The organism is Rhodoferax sp. LB1P47 (assembly GCF_056521445.1).
Genome location: NZ_JBWMAU010000022.1, coordinates 30671 through 47695, shown reverse-complemented (window position 1 = coordinate 47695; position 17025 = coordinate 30671). Strand labels below are relative to the sequence as shown.

The following is a 17025-nucleotide window of genomic DNA, read 5'->3' as shown; positions in this document are numbered from 1 at the left end:
GGGGGTCTTTTTTTTTTGGGGGGGGTGGGTGGTGTGCGGCCCCCCCCCCGGGGGGGGGGGGGTGGGGGGGGGCCCTGGCGGTTGGGCCGTGCCCCCATCCCAACCTTCCCCCGGAGGGGGAAGGGGTAAGGCAGTTAAATCCGTTGGCTTTGCTTGGCGGCGGTGTAGCGCTCGAAGGCCGCGTTCACTTCGGTGCGCTCGGAAACGGCGGGAATCGCCACTTCCCACCAGCAGCCGCCCTCGGCGGTGGTGCGGTGGTGGGTGGTGTCGATCACGACCACCTGGGTTTTGCGGGCGGCGCGTGCGGCGACCATGGCGGTCTTTAGCTCGGCCAGGTCTTTCACGTGCACGGCATCCGCGCCCATGCTGCGGCCGTGCATGGCAAAGTCGATCTGGCTGCTGCTGCCGCCCTCGGGGATGCAGTCATCCAGCATGTTGTTGAAGCTGGGCGTGCCGCTGGCGCGTTGCAGGCGGTCGATGCAGCCGTAACCCCGGTTGTCCAGCACCACCACGATGAGCTTTTTGCCCAGCAGCACCGAGGTGGCGATCTCGGAATTCATCATCATGTAGGAGCCGTCGCCCACCATGACGATGACTTCCTGGTCTGGCCGGGCCATCTTGGCACCCAGCGCTCCGGCAATCTCGTAGCCCATGCACGAGTAGCCGTATTCCACGTGGTAGTTGCCGGGACGGGTGGCGCGCCAGAGCTTGTGCAGCTCGGCGGGTAGGGTGCCTGCGGCGCAGACCACCACATCGCGCACATCGCTATTCGCCACCGAATCGCGCACCGTGCCGATGACTTCGGCATCGTAGGGCAGCACGTCTTTGGGGACGGCCGTGGTGAGTTCAGTGACACGGACTACCCAGCCTGCGGCCAGTCGGTGGGCGCGGGCGGTCCAGGCGGAGGCCGCCTGCCAGTCGCCCACGGCGGCATCCAACTGGCCCAGGCCCACGCGGGCATCGGCCACCAGGGCGGCACCGGCCCATTTGGTGGCATCAAAGCTTTGCACGTTCAGGCACAGCAGTTTTGCCTTGGCAAACAGGGCGTGCGAACCGGTGGTGAAGTCTTGCAGGCGTGTGCCTACGGCGATCACCAGGTCGGCCTCGCGGGCCATTTCGTTGGCGGCGGGGCCGCCGTCTACGCCTATGCCGCCCAGGTTCAGCGGGTGCTCCCAGGGCAGGCTGCTTTTGCCGCCGTGCGATTCGACCACCGGGATGCCGTGTTTTTCAGCAAAGGCCCGCAGCGCCTCCCAGGCCTGGCTGTAGAGCACACCGCCCCCGGCCACGATGAGCGGCTGTTGGGCGGTTTTCAGCAGGGCGGCCGCCGCAGCCAGCTCGCGGGTGTCGGCGGGCGGGCGGCGGAAGTAGATGGTGCCAGGCTGCAAGAAGCTGTCGGGGCAGTCAAAAGCCATCGCCTGCACGTCTTGCGGCAAGGCCAGGCAGACCGGGCCGCAGCTGGCGGGGTCGGTCATCACCTGGATGGCGCGGGGCAGGGCGGTCAGGATTTGCTCGGGCCGGGTGATGCGGTCAAAGAAGCGGGTGACCGGGCGAAAGCTGTCGTTGGCGTTCATGTCGCCGTGTTGGAAGTTTTCAATCTGTTGCAGCACCGGGTCGGGCGCGCGGCTGGCAAAGGTGTCGCCGGGCAGCAGCAGCACCGGCAGGCGGTTCACATGGGCCACGGCGGCGGCGGTGATTAAATTGGTAGCGCCCGGTCCAATGCTGGTGCTCACGGCCATGATTTTTTGCCGAAAATTTGCCTTGGCGTAGGCGATGGCCGCGTGGGCCATGCCCTGCTCGTTGTGGGCGCGGTAGGTGGGCAGCGTGGCGCGCTCGGCGTACAGGGCCTCGCCCAAACCCGCCACATTGCCGTGGCCGAAGATGGTGAACACGCCTGCGCAGTAGGGCTGGGTGCTGCCGTCGGCCATTTCGACTTGCAATGCTGCCAGGTGCTTGACCAGCGCCTGGGCCATAGTGAGTGTGTGGGTTTTCATACGGCGGATGGATTAGGCTGGTTTACGGTTGCGCCAAGCCTCTACGAGGATGGCAAAGTTGTGTGCCACGGCATTTTTAAACGCCGCGTCGTCGATTTCATTTTTAAGCCATTGCAGCGATGGCGTGGCCCACAGTGTGCGCCCGACCATAAAGCCCTTGACGATGGGGTTGGTGGCCTGCGCAAAGCTGTCGGCCAGCAGTTGCAGCGGCTGGTTCAGGCCCAGAATGACCGCGCCCCGGCAGTGCGGGTCGCGCTCTGCCACCAGGGCCGCCAGGTCAGTCCAACCCTGGGGCTGCATGGGGGCCAGCTTCCACCACTCGGGCTGCACGCCTAGGTTGTAGAAGCGTTTGACCGCCCGCAGCACGGCGGCATCTTCCGTGCCTGTGGGGGTCATGGCGCGGGGGCAGATGATTTCCAGCAGCAGCTCGTTGCCACTGGCGCGGGTGGCCTCCCAGAGTTCCAGCACTTTTTGCTCTTGCTCCAGGCGCAGCGTGTAGTGGTCGTCAGGGTGGTAGTGCACCAGGCACTTCACCACTTGTTCGGTCGGCCAGTGGATGAGGGCGCTGCCGACCGAGCGGGTGCCGTCAAAGCGCAGCGGGCGCGAGCTGGGCAACTCGATCGGCCTACCGACCCACCAGCCGCGCCCGGTGGCGCTGGCCAGGGCATCGCGGCCATAGTCGCCGCCGTCGATCAGCACGCCTATATGGCCTTGCAGGCTGTGGCTGCGCTCGACCTGCTCTGCCGTTTCGACCAATAGCTTCTTGAGTGCGGAAATGCGCGATTCATCGGCTCCAGCCTCGCGCACCATGTCGAAAAACTGGCTGCGGTGGTCAAAGGCCAGCACGCACATTTCATCCCAAACAGGCCGGGCCGCAGTCACGCGGTGCAGGTGGGCCAGTTGCTGGTCGGCATCTACCTGGGGGTTGCGGCTGCCGCCAAACCAGTGGGCCAATTCAGCCGGTGTGGGCATGGCGGCGGAGCAGGCGTGGCGCGACACCACGATGGCCCCGCAGGCATTGGCCACCCGGGTGGATGCGGCCCAGTCTTTGCCTTGCAGCAGGCTGGCCATCAGGCCAGACAGGAACGAGTCGCCCGCGCCCAGCACGTTGAGCACCTCGACCCGCTCGCCCTTGAACGTGGGTGAGTCGTCAATATGGGCCGGAATATCGCCTTCGATCACGGTGCAGCCGTCGGCCCCGCGTTTCACCACCAGGGTGGCAGCGCTGAGCTGGCGTACTACCCGCAGACAGGCCATCAGGTCGCCTGCCACGCCCCCGGCGATGAAGAATTCTTCTTCGGTGCCCACCAGCAGTTCGAATGCGGGCAGCACCTCTTGCAATTGCTGGGTCACGTGGGCATCGGCCACGTAGCGGTTTTCACCTGCGCCCCGGCTGGTCAGGCCCCAGAGCACGGGGCGGTAGTCGATGTCAAGCACGCGGGTTACGCCGTGCTTTCTGGCGTAGGCCAGGGCGGCCAGCGACGCGCTGCGGGTGCCGGGCGTGCTGAGGTGGGTGCCGGTGATGGCCAGGGCGCGGCACTGGGCGATGAAGTCTTCGCTGATCTCATCGGCCTGCACCGCCATGTCGGCGCAGTTTTCACGCATGAACAGCAGCGGGAAGGTGTCGCGGTCTTTCAGGCCCAGCAGCACCATGCCGGTCAGGCGCTCGGGGTCAATCTGCACCTGGCTGGTGTCGCAGCCCTCGGCGGCCAGGGTTTCGGTGAGGAAGCGGCCCATGTGCTCGTTGCCCACGCGGGACAGCATGGCGCTTTTTAAACCCAGGCGGGCCACGCCAAACGCCAGGTTGGCCGAGCTGCCACCCAGGTACATGGCCATGCTGCGGGCGTCTTCGAGCCGACTGCCGAATTGTTGGGCGTACAGATCCACCGCCAGGCGACCCAGGCAGGCGAGGTCGATACGGCGACCAGAGGGGAAGTTCAGTTGGCTCATCTAGGTACGGTGTTGTGCGAAAAAAGGGTTCCCGTGGGCACGGGAAGACGGTGTGTACAGCACGGCGCTGTGGCAGGTGCATTGACTATAAATTGTAGAGAAATATTTTTCTCTAAGTGTAATCACTTAGAAATTTATTTTCTATTTTTACCGTTTTTGATTACAGTACAGACCGTGGACAAGGCACTTTTTTAACCCGCTTGGCCGCACCCCTACAACAACTTCGGAGACGCATCAACATGAAAAAACTACTCATTGCCGCAGCCGTATCAACCACCCTGCTGGCCCCCCTGGCGGCCCACGCGGAAAAGGTCGGTCTGGCGATGGCCCAGTTGGATACCTTCCTGACGATTCTGAAAGACGGCGTGGTCGATGCCGGTAAAAAGTCGGGCACCACGGTGCAGGTAGAAGATGCGCAAAACGACGTGGGCAAACAGCTCAGCCAGATCCAGAATCTGATTGCCCAAAAGGTGGACGCGATCATCGTCAACCCGGTGGACACCGATGTGACGCCGAAGATCACCAAGATGGTGACCGATGCCAAGATTCCGCTGGTCTATGTGAACCGCAAGCCGGTGGACTTTGCCAAGCTGCCCGCAGGCGTGGCGTTTGTTGCGTCCGACGAAGTGGTCTCGGGCACGGTGCAAACCCAAGAGGTGTGCCGCATTCTGAAGGGCAAGGGCAGCATCGTGGTGCTGATGGGCGAACTCTCCAATGAAGCCGCCCGTACCCGCACCAAGGACATCGAAGACGTGCTGGCCACCAAGGATTGCAGCGGCATCAAGATTCTGGACAAGCGTGAAGGCAAGTGGGACCGCACCCAGGGCCAGGACATCACCACCAACTGGCTCTCCACCGGCATGAAGTTTGACGCCATCATCGCCAACAACGACGAAATGGCCATCGGTGCCATCAACGCGCTCAAAGCCTCCAAGAAGTGGACCCCCGCGTCCATCGTGGCCGGTATCGACGCCACGCCAGATGCGCTGGCCTCCATGAAGGCGGGCGACCTGAAAGTCACCGTGTTCCAGAACGCCGCAGGCCAAGGCAGTGGCGCGATGGAAGCGGCTTTGAAGCTGGCTAAAAAGCAGCCGGTCGAGCGCTTTGTGAATGTGCCGTTTGAGCTGGTCACTCCTGCCAACCTGGCCAAGTACCTCGGCAAGAACTGATTTTGAAGATGCTCCGTTGGGGCATCCAACCCCCACACCGGCCCTGTCTTTCTCCCCTGCTGGGGAGAGGGAGCAATGCCGGTATTGCCCCCTCTCCCGTTGACGGGAGAGGGTTGGGGTGAGGGGGTATTTATTCCCCACCTTTTCACAAAACCTCACCGTATGCCCGATACCGCCACCCTAGATCGCCCGCTGACCACCGATGCTCCGCTGTTGGAGATCAACGGCATTCTCAAAATATTCCCCGGCGTGGTTGCGCTCAACAACGTGGGCTTCAAGCTGCGCGCGGGCACGGTGCATGCGCTGATGGGCGAGAACGGCGCGGGCAAGTCCACGCTGATGAAGATCATTGCGGGCATCTACATCCCCGACAAGGGCGACATCCGCCTGCGCGGCCAGCCCATCCACATGAAGTCGCCGCTGGATGCCCTGAACCTGGGCATCGCCATGATCCACCAAGAGCTGAACCTCATGCCCACCATGACGGTGGCCGAAAACGTGTGGATTACCCGCGAACCGAAGAACGCATTCGGCTTTGTAGACCATGCCGCGCTGTACCGTAAAACTGCCGAGCTGTTCCAAGAGTTGAATATCAAGATTGACCCTAAAGAAGAGATCCAGAACCTGTCCGTCGCCAGCCGCCAGATGGTGGAAATCGCCAAGGCCGTGTCCTGGAACTCCGACGTGCTGATCATGGACGAGCCCACCTCGGCGCTCACCGAGACGGAGGTGGCGCATCTGTTCGCCATCATCCGCAACCTGCGCGCCAAGGGCAAGGGCATCATCTACATCACCCACAAGATGAACGAGCTGTTCGAGATCGCCGACGAGTTTTCGGTGTTCCGCGACGGCCAGTACATCGCCACCCACGCCTCCACCGAGGTGACCCGCGACGACATCATCCGCATGATGGTGGGCCGCGAAATCACCCAGATGTTCCCCAAGATGGAAGTGCCGATTGGCGAAGTGATGCTGTCGGTGAAAGACCTGTGCGTGGAGGGTGTTTTCAAAAACGTGAGCTTCGACATCCGCGCCGGGGAGATCGTCGGCATGGCTGGGCTGGTGGGCTCGGGCCGCTCCAACGTGGCCGAGGCGTTGTTTGGCGTGGTGCCTGCCACGTCGGGCACGATTGCCATCAAGGGTGTGCCGATCAGCATCCGCACACCCACCCAGGCACTGGCGGCGGGCATGGCCTTTTTGACCGAAGACCGCAAGGAAACCGGTTGCTTCCTGAGCCTGAACATCCAGGACAACATGGACACGGCGGTGCTGAACCAGCGCTACGTGTCTAAGGGTTTTGTGCAGGGCGAGCAGCTGGCCATTGACTGCCTGGAGATGGCCAAGCGCCTGCGCGTCAAAACCCCGGGCATGGGTGAAATCATCCAGAACCTGTCGGGTGGCAACCAGCAAAAGGTGCTGGTGGGCCGCTGGCTGCTGACCAACCCGCGCATTTTGATTTTGGACGAACCCACCCGGGGTATCGACGTGGGCGCCAAGGCCGAAATCCACCGACTGGTGTCCGAGCTGGCCGGGACCGGCGTGGCGATTTTGATGATCTCGTCGGAGATGCCCGAAGTGCTGGGCATGAGCGACCGCGTGGTCGTGATGCACGGCGGGCAGGTCACCGGCATCTTGGACCGCAAGGATGCCAACCAGGTCTCCGTCATGGACCTGGCAGCAAAGTAATTTAAAAGGAAAAGTGTATGAGCTCCCCCACCATCTCCGCCCCCGCCCAACCGGGCACCAAGGCCGCCTACAAGTTCCCGCCGGAATTCAGCATCTTTCTGGTGCTGGTCGGCATCAGTGTGTTTTTTGAAGCCATCGGCTGGTACATGAACGACCAGAGCTTCATCTTCAATGCCGAGCGGCTGAAGGTCATCATCTTGCAGATGGCGGTGATCGGCATCATCGCCATTGGGGTCAACATCGTCATCATCACCAGCGGCATTGATTTGTCGTCGGGCTCGGTGGTGGCGGCGTCGGCCGTGGTGGCGGCCAGCCTGGCCCAGGTGTCGGACTTTCCCCGCGCCGTGTTTCCGCAGCTGACCGATCTGCACCCGTTCTTCCCCATTCTGGCCGGGGTGCTGGTGGGCGTGGTGGTGGGCTGGGTAAATGGCGCGCTGATCGCCTACACCGGCATCCCTCCGTTCATTGCCACGCTGGGCATGATGGTGGCGGCACGCGGCTTTGCCAAATGGTTTACTGGTGGCATGCCGGTCAGCATGCTGACACCAGAGTTCGCCTGGATCGGGGAGGGTAGTAACCCGGTGATCATCTTCCTGGTCATTACGGTGCTGGCCCACATCATGTTGCGCTACACCCGCTTCGGCAAGTTCACCTACGCCATCGGTGCGAATCGCCAGGCCGCCCGCGTGTCGGGCATCAACGTGAACCGGCACCTGATCTGGATCTACAGCATCGCCGGTTTGCTCAGCGGCATCGCGGGCACCGTTACCGCCGCCCGCGCTATTTCTGGCCAGTCTGGCATGGGCGTGAGCTACGAGCTGGACGCAATTGCGGCCGTGGTGATCGGCGGAACCTCGCTGGTGGGTGGCCTGGGCCGGGTCACGGGCACGGTGATCGGCATCTTGATTCTGGGCGTAATGATGTCGGGCTTTACCTTCATCCGCATCGACGCGTACTACCAGGAAATGGTCAAAGGCGGCATCATCATCGCCGCCGTGGTGGCCGACCAGTACCGCAATAAAAAGCGCCGGACCTGATACCCCGCCCCACACTCAAACCGACTCAACCTATCCAAGCCTGCACAAGCTGGCTTGGAGCCAGGGTATCAACCCGGATGTTGCGTGGGGCAGTAGGATTGATTTTGGATGAAAGAGGCCTCTGGCGTAAGTATTGCCTACGCTCGTTGCTATATTAAAAATAGCAAAATATACACCAACTTGCCGCCGCGTCTGCACCACAGCTGCGGCGTTTTGCTGTGGGGTCAGCCGTTGCTTGCGGTAGCCCGAAATTTGCGCCGAAACCCTAGAGGGGTCATGCCCTTGAGTGCCCGGAACTGCCTGGTAAAGAAGCTTGCTTGGCTGTAGCCGGTGGCCTCGGCGATCTGGGCAATCGGGCGCTCCCCGTCCAGCAGCAGGGCGCAGGCGTGGCCAATGCGCAGTTGCGCCAGGTAGCCGCTGACGGTGCTGCGGGTGCTGCGCTTGAAGGCCCGCTGCAACTGGCTTGGGCTCATGGCCGCCAGCCCAGCCAGCATTTCTAATCGGATAGGTTCTGCATAGTGAGCATGCAGATGTGCCAGCACCCGGTCCAGCCGTGCCCGGTCGCGCGGCAGCTTGTCGCTGGCAAAGCCTTGCAGGGCCAGCAGTTGGCGTTGGCGGTCGGCGGCCAGTAGCAACAGCACCTCGACCAGGCCCAGCCAGCGCTGCGCCGGAGCCATGTCCACCAGCGCCAGCAACCGGGGCAGCACCGTTGCGACCGTGTCCGCGCTGAAGGCCACGCCCCGGCGTGCATCGGTAAGCAGCGGCACGATGCTGTCCAGCTCCGGGTAGGGCTGGGTCAGGCCGTAAGCCCATTGCGGCTGGAACCACAGCACCAGGGCGCGGTGCGGCAGCAAGGGGTCTAGCGCGGCGCGCGACTGCCAAGCGTGGGGCAGGTTCGGGCCTACCAGCACCAGGTCCGCATCGCCGTACTGGCCCACGTGGTCGCCCACGAAGCGCTGGCCGCTGCTGTTGAGCGTCAGGGTCAGCTCGAACTCGGGGTGGTAGTGCCAATTGAACGGAAATGCAGGCAACTGCCGGTCAAACAGCGTCCACGACTGGCCGCTGCTGAGGGTGACTTGTTCAAACCAGGCTTGCATGGCCGAATTATGCAATTGGCGCAGTGCTACGGATAGAGATGCGGTAATAGTACAAAAACCTGCGATTTTTCTGCCAGCCCAGACGCGGCGTTTTCCTAAACTTTGGCCCACAACATAAGGAATACACGATGGCACACACATTGGGTTGGGGATTGATCGGCGCAAGCACTATTGCACACGAATGGATGATCGACGCGATCCGCGCCCAGCCGGGCAACACGGTGGCCGCCGTGCTGAGCAGTGACGCCCAGCGCGGCACAGACTACGCGGCGGCCCACGGCATTGCACAGTCGTACACCGCACTCGACGCGCTGCTGGCCGACCCGGCGGTGGGGGCGGTCTACATCAGCACCACCAACGAGTTGCACGCTGCGCAGGCCATTGCCGCCGCCGCTGCGGGCAAGCATGTGCTGTGCGAAAAACCGCTGGCCATGAACCTTGCGGACGGACAGGCCATCGTGGCGGCCTGCAAAAACGCTGGGGTAGCGCTGGGCACCAACCACCACCTGCGCAACGCGGCCACGCACCAGGCCATGCGCGACCTCATCCGCAGCGGGGCCATCGGCACGCCGCTGTTTGCCCGCGTGTTCCATGCCGTGCAACTGCCCGCGCACCTGCAAGGCTGGCGGGTCAACAATGCCGACGCGGGCGGCGGCGTGGTGCTGGACATCACTGTGCACGATGCCGATACCCTGCGCTTTTTGCTGGATGCCGAACCGGTGGAAGCCATCGCCATGACCCCTACTGCAGGCCCGCTGGCCGATGGCGTGATGGCCGTGCTGCGCTTTGACAACGGCGTGCTGGCGCAGTTACACGATGCCTTCAACGTGCCACATGCGGGCACCGGCATCGAGATCCACGGCAGCCTGGGCTCCCTGGTGGGGCGCGACGTGATGACGCAGCGGCCTGTGGGCGAGGTGCGGCTGCGCACGGCGGACGGCGAGCGCGTGGTGGCGGTGGAGCCGCACAACCTGTACGCGCATTCGCTGGCCGCCTTTAACCGCGCAGTGCTTGGGCAGGGCGCACCTGCGGCTACCGGCGAAGATGGCCTGCGCTCGCTGGCCGCCGCGCTGGCGGTGCTGGAGGCGGCGCGCACTGGGCACAGCACCCCGGTACCGAAAATTTAAACGCGATGGATGCAGACATCGTCATCATCGGCTCCGGCGTGGGCGGCGGGGCCATGGCGCGCAGCCTGGCCAGCACCGGGGCCCGCATCCTGATGCTGGAGCGCGGCGAACGCCTGCCGCGTGAGCCGCAGAACACCGATGCCGAAGCTGTTTTTGCCCAGCGCCGCTACCGTGCCCCCGAGCGCTGGCTGGACGGCGCGGGCCAACCCTTCCAGCCCGGCCAGTACTACTTTGTGGGCGGGCACACCAAGTTCTACGGCACGGCGATGTTCCGCCTGCGCGAACGCGACTTCGAGGCCACCGAACATGCCGACGGCACCTCGCCCGCCTGGCCCATCACCTACGCCGACCTGGAGCCGTACTACGCCGAGGCCGAGCGTGTGTTTGGCGTGCACGGCCAGGCCGGGCAGGATCCTACCGAGCCGCCGCGCACCAGTGCCTACCCGCACGCCGCCATCCCGCACGAGCCGCTGATTGGCGCGCTGGCCGACAAGCTGGCAGGTCAGGGCCTGCACCCGTTCCACATGCCGTCGGCGGTAGACCTGCACCCGGGTGGCAGCTGCGTGCGCTGTGGCACCTGCGATGCCTTTCCCTGTGCCGTAGGGGCCAAGGGCGATGCCGAAACTCGGCTCATCGACCCGGCCTTGCAACACCCCAACGTCACCCTGCAAACCGGCAGCCAGGTGCTGCGCCTGATCACCGATGCCCAGGGCCGGCGCATCGTGGCCGCCGAACTACTGCACCAGGGCCAGGTGCAAACCATCCGCGCGCCGCTGTTCATCCTGAGCGCCGGGGCCATCAACTCGGCCTTGCTGTTGCAGCGCTCGGCCAATAGCCAGCACCCGCGCGGCCTGGCCAACCGCTCGGACAGCGTGGGCCGCTATTACATGAACCACAACACCAGCTGCCTGATGGGCATGCTGCCGTGGACTGAAAACACCACGCGCTTCACCAAAACCCTGGCGCTGAACGACTTTTACGATGGCATTCCCGAACACCCCACGCCGCTGGGCCACATCCAGATGCTGGGCAACATCCAGGAACCGATGGTGCGCTCGGCCATGCCGCTGCTGCCGCGCTGGGCCGGCCGCCTGCTAACCCGCCATAGCGTGGACTGGCTGGCCATGTCCGAAGACCTGCCGCACCGTGACAGCACCATCCGCCCGCTGGCCGACGGCAGCGCGCAACTGCACTGGCAGCGCACCAACATGGCCAGCCACGCCGCGCTGGTGGCGCGCACCAAGGCGTTGCTGCGCAGCCTGGGCTTCCCGGTGGTGCTAAGTCGCCCGTTTGGCATCGACACCCCTTCGCACCAGTGCGGCACGGTGCGCATGGGCAGTGACCCGGCGCAGGCCGCGCTGGACCCCTGGTGCCGCGCCTACGACCATCCGAACCTGTTTGTGGTCGATGCCAGCTTCTTCCCGTCGTCGGCGGCGCTGAATCCGGCGCTGACCGTGGCGGCCCAGGGTCTGCGGGTAGGAAAATACGTGCGCAAGCATTTGGCGACTTTTTAAACCTGGAGAGATGGACGATGGACGACGAAAAAACCCTGCTGCAAGAACTGCTGCAGCAAGAAGAAGCTCTGCAATTTTGCCGCTTTACCAGCGAGACCGCCCTGCACCTGGGCCTGGGCATCGTGAACGCGGCGCGGCAAGCCGGCCAGTCGGTAATGGTGGACATCCGCATGGGCGACCTGCAGCTGTTCCAGCACGCCATGGAGGGCTGCAACCCTGATAACGTGGACTGGGTGCGCCGTAAAAACAATGTGGTGCGCCGCTTTGCCCGCAGCTCGTTCTACATGGGCACGCTGTACCGCAGCCAGGGCAGCGATTTTGATGCCGCCACCGGCCTGGACCCGCGCGAGTACGCGGCCCACGGCGGCGCGTTCCCGTTGCGTATCCGGGGCGTGGGCCAGGTCGTGGGTACGGTCACGGTGTCAGGCCTGCCGCAGGCCGAGGACCACGCCTTGGCGGTGGCGGTCCTGCAAACTTTGGTTTGAGTGTTTGCAGCCTCCAACGCCGACATGCAGCGTGGAGACACCCCTTCCAGAGATACCGTGGAACTGGCTTTGCCAGGCCACTGGTATCGCCCCCTGCAAGGGGGTGGGCGTAGCGCAGCGCAGCCTGGGGGTATGCCTACATTTAGTCCATGTTCTCCGGTGTGAACAGGTCCATTGCCAGCAGCTTTTGTTGCGGCCCGGCGACCACCGCACCGGGCAGGGTGGCGGCCAGCATCTGGGCCACTGCCGTCTGGGCCAGACGCTCTTGCGGGGTGTGGATCACCAGGTCCACCACGCCGTCGATCAGCGCGGCGCGGGTGGTGGCGTTCAGCTCGTTGCACACCACCACCAGTTGGCGGTCCGCAGCATCTTCGCGCAATGCCCGGACCACGCCCGCGCCGCCGCCGCCGGTCAGGTGCAGGCCCACCAGCGCGGGGTGGCGGGCCAATAGCTCCAGCGTGGCCTCGTAGGCCAGCTGCGGGTCTTCCAGGTTCACCAACGTGTCCAGCACCTTGAAGCCGGGCGCGTTCTCGCGCAGGTAAGAGCGAAAGCTGATCTCGGCCAGCTCATGCCCCAGGTAGCGGTGGCTGCCCACAAACACCGCCACTTCGCCCGTGGTTTGCCGGTTCAGGCGGCTGATGGCCCAGGCGGCGGTGCGGCCGCGCTGGCGGTTGTCCAGCCCGATGTAGCCCGCCCGGTGCGGCGCGCTAATGTCGCTCAGCAGCGCAAAGCAGGGCTTGCCTTGTGCATACAGCGCCTCCACCGCAGCGGTGACGTGCGGGTGGTCCACCGCCACTACGGCCAGCGCGTCTACTTGTGCGCCCAGCTCCAGCAACTGCGCGGCAATCGCCGCCGGTTCCAGCGCGTCCATGAACGTGATGTGGGCGATGCAGGTTTCGGGCTGGTTCTGCGCGCTAGCCTGTTGCAGCGCGGCGGCCAGGGTTTGGTAGAAATGGTCGTTGCGCTTTTGCAGGCAAAAGCCCAGATGCCGCACCGGCACGCGTTCTTTCAGCCGGGCCCGCATCAGGCCCACGGCGTGGTAGCCCAGCTTTTCGGCGGCGGCGATGACACGCAGCGTAGTGCCTTCGCGCACCGGCAGGCGGCTGTTGAGCACGCGGTCTACGGTGGCGGTGCTGACGCCTGCGGCCTCGGCTACGTCATGCAGGGTGACTTTGGGTTTCATGGGCCGCATCATCGCATCTGCTGCCATAAATGCAAGTTTCATCCCAGTGGAAATGATAGTTTTTGATACGAATTGATGGTTTTTGATGTTTTGCATCACACGGCGAGGGGCATTGGTTTTAGCATCCGCCATCCGCAGCACAAAACGAGAGACACGCCCCATGCCCACCACCGAATCGACCGCCTTTGCGGGTCCCAATTGGACCCGCACCCAGGACGACTACCACCTGATCTCCGGTGCTGGCGAACGTGCCAAAGCTGCCGGGCTGGTCAACGCCAGCTGGTACAAATGCGCCGTGCCCCGCGCCCGCATGAAGCAGCTGATGCAGCGCGAAGACGCGCAAGGCATCCGCGACACTATTCTTTGGTACGCGCTGATCATTGCCGCCGGTGCCGTGCTGGTCGCTACCTGGGGCACGGCCTGGGCCTGGTTGGCCTTCTTTGTCTACGCCACGCTGTACACCGGCCCGGCCGATTCGCGCTGGCACGAGTCCGGCCACGGCACCGCCTTCAAAACCCGCTGGATGAACGATGTGCTCTACCAGATGGCCTGCTTCCAGGTGCTGCGCCGCCCCAGCGTGTGGAAGTGGAGCCATGCCCGCCACCACACCGACACCCTGGTCACAGGCCGCGACCCCGAAGTCGCCGTGCCGCTGCCCACCGATCTGTTCGGCACCTTTCTCAACCTGTTCTCCCTCAAATCCGGCCCGCGTGAACTGTGGCGCGTGCTGCGCAATGCGTGCGGCCTGCTGGGCGAAGAAGAGAAGACGTTTGTGCCTGAAATGGAGTGGCCAAAGATGGTCATGGATGCCCGCGTCTGGGTGGTGCTGTACGCAGCACTGATCGGCAGCGCTATCTATTTTGAAAGCTGGTTGCCCTTGGTCTTGTTTGGCCTACTGCCCGTGATGGGCGGCACCTGGCTGTACACCTTCTTCGGCCTGACCCAGCATGCCGGGCTACCCGAAAACGTGCTCGACCACCGCAAGAACTGCCGCACCGTCACCATGAACCCGGTGTTCCGCTTTCTGTACTGGAACATGAACTACCACGTCGAACACCACATGTTCCCCATGGTGCCGTTCCACGCGCTACCCCAGTTGCACGAGGCCATCAAAGACGACTGCCCACCTGCCTACAGCGGCACCGTAGCCGCCTACCGCGAGATCATTCCCGCGCTGCTCAAACAAGCCAAAGACCCGCACTATTACGTGGTGCGCCAAATGCCTGTAACCGCCCCTTGAATTCAATAAATTACATAACGATTAGGAGACACCCCCATGACCGCTTGGACCGAAGTTTGCGCTTTGGACGATATCGACGACGAAGACGTGATGCGCTTTGACCACCAGCAGCACACCTACGCCGTGTACCGCTACCAGAACAAGGTCTACGCCACCGACGGCCTGTGTACCCACGAAAAAGTACATTTGGCAGATGGCCTGGTGATGGAGCACGTGGTGGAGTGCCCCAAGCACAACGGCCGCTTCGACATCCGCGATGGCCGCGCCTTGGGCGTACCGGTGTGCGTGAATTTGAAGACCTATCCGGCCAAGATCGAAGGCGGGCAGGTGCTGGTGCAGCTGGGTACGTGACGGCGGCAGCCCGCTGCGCTATAGCGTCAATCCGCCCGGCTTCAGCATGGGGCGTTGAGATATACAGAGGCCGCTTTCGGCCATCAGCGGCCGTAGCCCCATCGCAAGGTAGATCGACATGCGGGTTTCTTTCTGTGGGAAATGAAACACCCATTTCGGGGTTCAGGCTGTGGAAAAATGCACTGGCACTTGCGGGTATAACTTCCCCTGCGGAATGCCTCATTATGGGAATTTCTTTTGCCTGGACTGCCATTGAAGCCTTGCCACCTGCGGAAGTTCTTTCGCGACTTTCACTAGGCGTCACCGAGAAGACATGCGGTTTTCCGTTCGATGCCGTGGCCAGCCATGTCTTGCCCAAGCAATGGTTCCTAGTCGCGGCCGGACAGTGCAATCACCGAATCATCGAGCCGGAGAGTATGCGTGCCGTGTCCAAGGGGTGCCACGCCATCGCCTGCTCCATAGAAGAGCATGTTGGTTTTTCATTGGCTGAACTCTGGCACGACGGCGTGCGGGTTTGGCAGGTAGAGTATTCGGCCGATCGCACGCCGGATTCGCTGCATGGGTCCGGCACGCTGCCTGACCTGTTTCATACCCTGCATGCTGCGGCAGTACCAGACGATAGCGACAAGCTTGAAGGCATTTTCCTCATGGACATTCCGCTCATGATGGCCAAGGATGTTGCCGGCTATCGACACGACGAAGATGACCCTGACTTCGACGCTACGCCGTTTCAGCTACTGATCGACCTGCGGCCGAAGAAGCCTTGGTGGAAGCTCTGGACCTAACAAGACTTTCACCCCATAACGAGACGGAACAGTTTTTTGCGTGGATTCGAAGGGAGATGAACTTCGGACCCGAGGCCGACTTGTATGAACCGACTTTCCAGTCGTTGTCTGCCTCCCGGATCATCACTCGATCAGCTTGCGCACGACTGCATGAAGGCTTGTCGTTACGGGTGTCTTCCTCCATGGAAAAACTCGGTAAGGGCTGTACTCTGCCCACAAAGCCCCAAAACCAGATGCTATTGAATAAGTAGCTGCTCGTGCTTATGGAATAAGCACGAGCAGCCGATTTCATACACTCTCCGGAGTATGGATGTCCAGCGGCACCACAATCTGCTGGGTGGCTGACACCGGCTCGGCCATCGCCCGGACTAGGCGCTCGGCCAGCAGCGGCAGGGGATGTGACAGCACCGCCTGCAAGTAGCCACCCACCAGGGCCTCGCGGGTGGTGGGCGTGAGGTCGTGCGCCACCGCCACCAGGGGCATGCCCGGCTGGCGATCCACATGGTCGCGCAGGGCCTGCAGCACGCCGTCAATGCCGCCGCCGCCCACGTATACGCCCACCAGGTCGGGGTAGCGCTGCAGCAGGTCGCGCGTGGCTTCCTGGGCGTAGTGGTCGCTCTCCAGCGTCACCACCGGCTCCAGCACTTCAAAGCCGGGGGCGTGCTCGCGCACATACGAGCGAAAACTCATCTCGCACAGCTCCTGGCACTGGTAGCGGTGGCTGCCCACAAAGATGCCGATCTGCCCCGGCTGCGCGGCCTGCCGGGTGATGAATCCCGCTGCGGTGCGGCCCACGCGCCGGTTGTCCAGCCCGGCGTAGCCTGCGCGCTCGGGTGCGTCCAGGTCGGACACCAGGGCAAACACCGGCTTGCCCTGCGCCCGCAGCTGAGCAATGGCGGCGTGGATGTGGGGGTGGTCGGCGGCCACCAGCGCCAACGCGTCGCAGGACTGGGCCAATTGCGCCAGTTGCGCACATACCGCCTGGGGGGCCAGGTCGTCCAGAAACCGCACCACGGCCCGGCCCTGCATCTGCGCGCTGGCCTGCGTGGCGGTGGCCAGTGCATCGGCCAGGCCGCTGTAGAAGGCCGAGCTGCGCTGCTGCAGCAAAAAGCCCAGCGTGCGCTTGGGCCGCACCTCTTGCAGGCGGGCGCGGATGATGCCCACCGGGTGGTAGCCCAGCGCTTGGGCCGCTGCGTGGATGCGGTCGGCGGTGTCGCTGCGCACCGGCACGCGGGCGTTCAGCACCCGGTCTACGGTGGACGGGCTGACCCCGGCGGCGCGGGCCACATCGGCCATGGTGGCGCGGGAGGAAGGTGTCGATTGGGTGGATGCGGGTATGTTTGACATATCTGTCATTGGGTATGCCAGTTTATGCCATGAAATGCCGAATGGCCGTCAAATTTGGGGATG

General features: G+C 63.5%; 14 protein-coding genes. 9 read left to right on the top strand and 5 right to left on the bottom strand.

Annotated features, from left to right (window positions below):
• Positions 1-134 precede the first annotated feature (134 nt).
• Complete coding sequence (iolD, locus tag AC0969_RS18080) at positions 135-1991, bottom strand: 3D-(3,5/4)-trihydroxycyclohexane-1,2-dione acylhydrolase (decyclizing) (RefSeq protein ID WP_479625548.1); 1857 nt, start codon at positions 1989-1991, stop codon at positions 135-137.
• A 12-nt stretch (positions 1992-2003) separates the two neighbouring features.
• The gene (locus AC0969_RS18075; RefSeq protein ID WP_479625547.1) at positions 2004-3941 is read right to left on the bottom strand and encodes a bifunctional 5-dehydro-2-deoxygluconokinase/5-dehydro-2-deoxyphosphogluconate aldolase; all 1938 of its coding nucleotides are present in this window, start codon (positions 3939-3941) and stop codon (positions 2004-2006) included.
• 239 nt (positions 3942-4180) lie between these two features.
• Between AC0969_RS18075 and AC0969_RS18070 the strand changes: the two genes are divergently transcribed.
• The 3 genes from AC0969_RS18070 to AC0969_RS18060 all read left to right on the top strand — a co-directional run bounded on the left by AC0969_RS18070 (position 4181) and on the right by AC0969_RS18060 (position 7833).
• Positions 4181-5110, top strand: coding sequence for a sugar ABC transporter substrate-binding protein (locus tag AC0969_RS18070; RefSeq protein ID WP_479625546.1), 930 nt, complete (start codon positions 4181-4183; stop codon positions 5108-5110).
• 162 nt (positions 5111-5272) lie between these two features.
• Complete coding sequence (locus tag AC0969_RS18065) at positions 5273-6796, top strand: sugar ABC transporter ATP-binding protein (protein ID WP_479625545.1); 1524 nt, start codon at positions 5273-5275, stop codon at positions 6794-6796.
• A gap of 17 nt (positions 6797-6813) precedes the next feature.
• Positions 6814-7833 (top strand): ABC transporter permease, encoded by a 1020-nt coding sequence (locus AC0969_RS18060; RefSeq protein WP_479625544.1) that lies wholly within the window; start codon positions 6814-6816, stop codon positions 7831-7833.
• A gap of 224 nt (positions 7834-8057) precedes the next feature.
• Here the strand turns inward: AC0969_RS18060 and AC0969_RS18055 are convergent, their stop codons facing one another.
• Positions 8058-8930: a helix-turn-helix domain-containing protein gene (locus AC0969_RS18055; protein ID WP_479625543.1), complete on the bottom strand. Its 873-nt coding sequence runs from the start codon at positions 8928-8930 to the stop codon at positions 8058-8060.
• 128 nt (positions 8931-9058) lie between these two features.
• Here AC0969_RS18055 and AC0969_RS18050 point away from each other — a divergent pair, with 128 nt between their 5' ends.
• From AC0969_RS18050 to AC0969_RS18040, 3 genes are read left to right on the top strand one after another with little or no spacing between them, the layout of a single operon-like run.
• Positions 9059-10057 carry a Gfo/Idh/MocA family protein gene (locus AC0969_RS18050; RefSeq protein ID WP_479625542.1) on the top strand — a complete coding sequence of 333 codons (999 nt, stop codon included), beginning with the start codon at positions 9059-9061 and terminating at the stop codon, positions 10055-10057.
• 5 nt (positions 10058-10062) lie between these two features.
• On the top strand, positions 10063-11571 hold the full coding sequence (locus tag AC0969_RS18045) for a GMC oxidoreductase (protein ID WP_479625541.1): 1509 nt from the start codon (positions 10063-10065) through the stop codon (positions 11569-11571).
• A gap of 17 nt (positions 11572-11588) precedes the next feature.
• Positions 11589-12056, top strand: a complete 468-nt coding sequence (locus tag AC0969_RS18040) for a heme-degrading domain-containing protein (RefSeq protein ID WP_479625540.1) — start codon at positions 11589-11591, stop codon at positions 12054-12056.
• 142 nt (positions 12057-12198) lie between these two features.
• Here the strand turns inward: AC0969_RS18040 and AC0969_RS18035 are convergent, their stop codons facing one another.
• The gene (locus AC0969_RS18035; protein WP_479625539.1) at positions 12199-13281 is read right to left on the bottom strand and encodes a LacI family DNA-binding transcriptional regulator; all 1083 of its coding nucleotides are present in this window, start codon (positions 13279-13281) and stop codon (positions 12199-12201) included.
• Positions 13282-13399: 118 nt separating this feature from the next.
• Between AC0969_RS18035 and AC0969_RS18030 the strand changes: the two genes are divergently transcribed.
• The 3 genes from AC0969_RS18030 to AC0969_RS18020 all read left to right on the top strand — a co-directional run bounded on the left by AC0969_RS18030 (position 13400) and on the right by AC0969_RS18020 (position 15615).
• Entirely contained in the window at positions 13400-14479 is a 1080-nt protein-coding gene (locus AC0969_RS18030; RefSeq protein ID WP_479625538.1) for a fatty acid desaturase family protein, read from the top strand.
• A gap of 36 nt (positions 14480-14515) precedes the next feature.
• Complete coding sequence (locus AC0969_RS18025; RefSeq protein ID WP_479625537.1) at positions 14516-14830, top strand: MocE family 2Fe-2S type ferredoxin; 315 nt, start codon at positions 14516-14518, stop codon at positions 14828-14830.
• A gap of 224 nt (positions 14831-15054) precedes the next feature.
• Positions 15055-15615 (top strand): hypothetical protein, encoded by a 561-nt coding sequence (locus AC0969_RS18020; RefSeq protein ID WP_479625536.1) that lies wholly within the window; start codon positions 15055-15057, stop codon positions 15613-15615.
• Positions 15616-15903: 288 nt separating this feature from the next.
• Here AC0969_RS18020 and AC0969_RS18015 read toward each other — a convergent pair whose 3' ends face one another.
• Entirely contained in the window at positions 15904-16962 is a 1059-nt protein-coding gene (locus AC0969_RS18015) for a LacI family DNA-binding transcriptional regulator (protein ID WP_479625535.1), read from the bottom strand.
• Between the last annotated feature and the right edge of the window lie 63 nt (positions 16963-17025).

Excerpts from the sequence above, each read along its gene's own strand:
- AC0969_RS18025 (WP_479625537.1), top strand. The coding sequence starts at position 14,516 with ATGACCGCTTGGACCGAAGTTTGCGCTTTGGACGATATCGACGACGAA.
- AC0969_RS18065 (WP_479625545.1), top strand. The coding sequence starts at position 5,273 with ATGCCCGATACCGCCACCCTAGATCGCCCGCTGACCACCGATGCTCCG.
- AC0969_RS18050 (WP_479625542.1), top strand. The coding sequence starts at position 9,059 with ATGGCACACACATTGGGTTGGGGATTGATCGGCGCAAGCACTATTGCA.
- iolD (WP_479625548.1), bottom strand. The coding sequence starts at position 1,991 with ATGAAAACCCACACACTCACTATGGCCCAGGCGCTGGTCAAGCACCTG.
- AC0969_RS18055 (WP_479625543.1), bottom strand. The coding sequence starts at position 8,930 with ATGCAAGCCTGGTTTGAACAAGTCACCCTCAGCAGCGGCCAGTCGTGG.
- AC0969_RS18020 (WP_479625536.1), top strand. The coding sequence starts at position 15,055 with ATGGGAATTTCTTTTGCCTGGACTGCCATTGAAGCCTTGCCACCTGCG.
- AC0969_RS18060 (WP_479625544.1), top strand. The coding sequence starts at position 6,814 with ATGAGCTCCCCCACCATCTCCGCCCCCGCCCAACCGGGCACCAAGGCC.
- AC0969_RS18040 (WP_479625540.1), top strand. The coding sequence starts at position 11,589 with ATGGACGACGAAAAAACCCTGCTGCAAGAACTGCTGCAGCAAGAAGAA.
- AC0969_RS18015 (WP_479625535.1), bottom strand. The coding sequence starts at position 16,962 with ATGTCAAACATACCCGCATCCACCCAATCGACACCTTCCTCCCGCGCC.
- AC0969_RS18035 (WP_479625539.1), bottom strand. The coding sequence starts at position 13,281 with ATGAAACTTGCATTTATGGCAGCAGATGCGATGATGCGGCCCATGAAA.
- AC0969_RS18045 (WP_479625541.1), top strand. The coding sequence starts at position 10,063 with ATGGATGCAGACATCGTCATCATCGGCTCCGGCGTGGGCGGCGGGGCC.
- AC0969_RS18030 (WP_479625538.1), top strand. The coding sequence starts at position 13,400 with ATGCCCACCACCGAATCGACCGCCTTTGCGGGTCCCAATTGGACCCGC.
- AC0969_RS18075 (WP_479625547.1), bottom strand. The coding sequence starts at position 3,941 with ATGAGCCAACTGAACTTCCCCTCTGGTCGCCGTATCGACCTCGCCTGC.
- AC0969_RS18070 (WP_479625546.1), top strand. The coding sequence starts at position 4,181 with ATGAAAAAACTACTCATTGCCGCAGCCGTATCAACCACCCTGCTGGCC.